Origin of the sequence: Micromonospora sp. NPDC000089 (assembly GCF_042899365.1) — a bacterium.
Taxonomy (GTDB): Bacteria; Actinomycetota; Actinomycetes; order Mycobacteriales; family Micromonosporaceae; genus Micromonospora.
The window spans coordinates 1-3,305 of record NZ_JBIAZT010000012.1 but is presented as its reverse complement, the minus strand read 5'-3'; the positions used below and the strand labels follow the sequence as shown (position 1 = coordinate 3,305).

Annotated in this window: 2 protein-coding genes; both read right to left on the bottom strand. The window is 77.3% G+C overall.

Annotated elements, in window-relative coordinates:
* Nucleotides 1-204 precede the first annotated feature (204 nt).
* Nucleotides 205-1,086 carry a metallophosphoesterase family protein gene (locus tag ACFY3U_RS21295; RefSeq protein ID WP_387204280.1) on the bottom strand — a complete coding sequence of 294 codons (882 nt, stop codon included), beginning with the start codon at nt 1,084-1,086 and terminating at the stop codon, nt 205-207.
* On the bottom strand, nt 1,083-3,305 hold a 2,223-nt coding region (locus ACFY3U_RS21290; RefSeq protein ID WP_387204277.1), incomplete at its 5' end, for an SDR family NAD(P)-dependent oxidoreductase. The genes ACFY3U_RS21290 and ACFY3U_RS21295, both read right to left, overlap by 4 nt.

The following is a 3,305-nucleotide window of genomic DNA, read 5'->3' as shown; positions in this document are numbered from 1 at the left end:
GATCCACCCGCCCGCAGTTGCTGCCGATCGATTCCGTCGAACACCGAGGTAGCCGCCGGTGCGGCACACGTGGGTACGCCGGCACCCGGCCCGTCACCGTGAGTGGACGCTACTGAGCGCTGACCTGCGACCCAACCCCTACGGACCCCTCACCGCCCCCGGCCGGTGGGGTGCCCCGGTCGCCGGACGCGCCCGGGCGGAGGGTCAGCGGGGCTGCCCGGCGAGCGCCTGCAGGATGGTCCGCAGCTGCCCGGGCGGGGTGGCCCGGCGCCGCCACTCGCGGGGGTAGCCGACGGAGACCTCCTCGAAGCGGACGCCGTCGTAGCGGGTGCTGCGCGGGATGTGCAGGTGCCCGTAGACGGCGACGCGGGCCGCGTAGCGCAGGTGCCAGTCGGCGGTGAGGTCGGTGCCGCACCACTGGGCGAACTCGGGGTACCGCAGGATCCGGGTCGGCTCGCGGACCAGCGGGTAGTGGTTGACCAGCACGGTGGGCAGGCCGTTGCGCTCGGCGTCGAGCCGCCGCTCGGTGCGGGTGACCCGGGCCCGGCACCAGGCGTCCCGGCTCGGATACGGGTCGGGGTGCAGCAGGATCTCGTCGGTGCACACCACCCCGGTCTCGTACGCCAGCGCCAGCGCCTGCGCGCGGCTGTAGGTGCCCGGTGGCCGCCACGAGTGGTCGTAGCCGACGAACAGCGGCACCACCAGCACCGGGTCGCCGTCGGGGTCCCACACCGGGTACGGATCCTCGGGAGTGAGCACGCCGAGGCGGCGGCACAGCGCCACCAGGTGCCGGTAGCGGGCCTCGCCGCGCAGTTGCACCGAGTCGTCGCGGGGCGTCCACAGCTCGTGGTTGCCGGGCGCCCACACCACCCGGGCGAAGCGCCGGGCGAGCAGGCCGAGCGCCCATTCCACGTCGTGCAGGTACTCCCCGACGTCCCCGGCGACGATCAGCCAGTCGTCGTCGCCGTCGGGGCGCAGCCGTTCGACCAGCTCACGGTTCTCCGCGTACCCGACGTGCAGGTCGCTGACGGCGAGCAGCCTGGCACCCCTAGCCGCGGGCGTACCCCTAGCTCCGGCGCTGGTCACGACTTGCCGAACTCACGCTGGATGATGGCGAAGATGTCGTCCTCCCCGGCGGCGGCCAGGTCGTCGGCGACCGGGGCGGCGGCCGGCGGCGTGGGGTCGCCCCGCCAGCGGGCCAGCAGGCCCTCCAGCCGGTTTGTGATCTCCGCGTCGCGGCGCTCGCCCGGCACCGCGTCGAGCAGCCGCGCCAGACGGTCGATCTCGGCGGTGACCGGGGCGGCGTCGGGGCGTAGCTCCCCGGCCAGGTGCTCGGCGAGCGCGGCCGGCGTGGGATGGTCGAAGACCAGGGTGGTGGGCAGCGCCAGCCCGGTCTCGGCGGTGAGCCGGTCGCGCAGCTCGACCGCGGTGAGCGAGTCGAAGCCGAGGTCCAGGAAGCCGCGGCCGGCCCGGATCGCGGCCGGGGTGCGGTGCCCGAGCACCGTGGCCGCGGCCGCGCGCACCAGGTCGAGCAGCATCCGGTCCCGTTCCGCCGGTCCGGCCCCGGCGAGGCGGTCGCGCAGCGCCGCCGGCGCGTCCGCGTCGGCCGGCGGCGGGCCGGCGTGGTCGGTGGCCGCTTCGGGGATGCCGGCGAGCAGCGGGCTGGGCCGGCGGGCGGTGAACGAGGCGGCGAACCGTTTCCAGTCGACGTCCGCGACGACCACGGTGGTGTCGTCCCGGTCGAGCGCGCCCTGGAGTGCGGTCACCGCGAGGTCCGGGTCGAGCGCGGGCAGGCCGCGCCGGGCGAGGTGGTCGCGCTGCTCGCCCTGGGCCATTCCGGCGCCGGCCCAGGGTCCCCAGGCCACGGCGGTGCCGGCCGCGCCGTGGGCCCGTCGCCGGGCCACCAGCCCGTCGAGGTACGCGTTCGCAGCGGCGTAACCGGCCTGGCCGGCGGAGCCCCACACCCCGGCGATGGACGAGAACACCACGAACGCGTCCAGGTCCGGCAGCAGGGCGTCCAGGTGTGCCGCGCCGTCGACCTTGGCCCGCAGCACCTCGGCCAGTTCCGCGCCGGGCATCGCGGTCAGCGGGGTGGCCTGGGCGGCCCCGGCGGCGTGCACGACCGCCCGCACCGGCTCACCCCGGCCGGCCATGCTGTCGAGCAGTGCGGACAGCGCATCCCGGTCGGCCACGTCGCACGCGGCCACGGTCACCAGCGCTCCGTGCCCACGCAGCCGGTCGGCCAGCTCCGCCGCGCCGGGGGCGTCCGCGCCGCGCCGGCTGGTCAGTACCACGTGCTCGGCGCCCGTGCCGGCCGCCCATTCGGCGACCCGCGCGCCGAGCGCGCCCGTGCCACCGGTCACCAGCACCGTCCCGGAGAACCGGAACATCCGCCGGGCCGGGTCGTCGGTGGCCCGTACCAGCCGCCGGGCGAACAGCCCGGACGGTCGCACCGCCACCTGGTCCTCACCGCCGCCGGCGAGCACCGCGCACATCCGCCGCACCGCTTGGGCGTCCAGCGCCGCCGGCAGGTCGACCAGGCCGCCCCAGCGGCCGGGCTCCTCCAGGGCCGCGACCCGGCCCAGGCCCCAGGTTGCGGCGGCGACCGGGTCCACCGGGCCGTCGGACGCGCCGACCGTGACCGCGCCGCGGGTCAGCCACCAGAGCGGGCCGAGGCCGGCGTCGGCGGCGGCCTGCACGGTCGCCAGCGCGGCACCGGCGTCGGCGCCGCCGAGCGCGAGCAGCGACACCACCCCGGCGGCCGGGCCGGCGGCGTGCAGCGCCTTGGCGAGCAGGTCCCGGTCGTCGGCGGGCCCGTCCAGCCGTACCGGCCGGACGTCCGCGCCGGCCGAGGTCAGCCCGTCGGTCACGGCGGCGACCACCGCGTCGTCGATCCCGGTGTACGGCACCAGCAGCGGCCAGGTCCCGGTCAGGCTCCCGGTCGGCTCGGGTACGCCCTGCCAGTCGACGCGGTAGCGCCACGAGTCGGCGGTGGCGCGACGCCGGCCGGCGTGCCGCCAGCGGGCGAGCGCGGGCAACAGCTCGGCGACCGGCCGGTCGGTGCGGAACTCCGGGTCGAGGCCGGTGAGGTCCGCCTGTTCGACGGCGGCCCAGAACCGGTCGTCGGCCGCGCCGCCCCCGACCGGCGTGGCGGCCGGGGCGTCGTCCTCGGACAGCCAGTAGCGCTGGTGTTGGAAGGCGTAGGTGGGTAGGTCCACGGTGGCCGGACGCTGCCCGTCGCGGGTGTACCAGGCCGCCCAGTCGATCCGGGTGCCGGTCACGTGCAACCGGGCCACGGCCGTGGT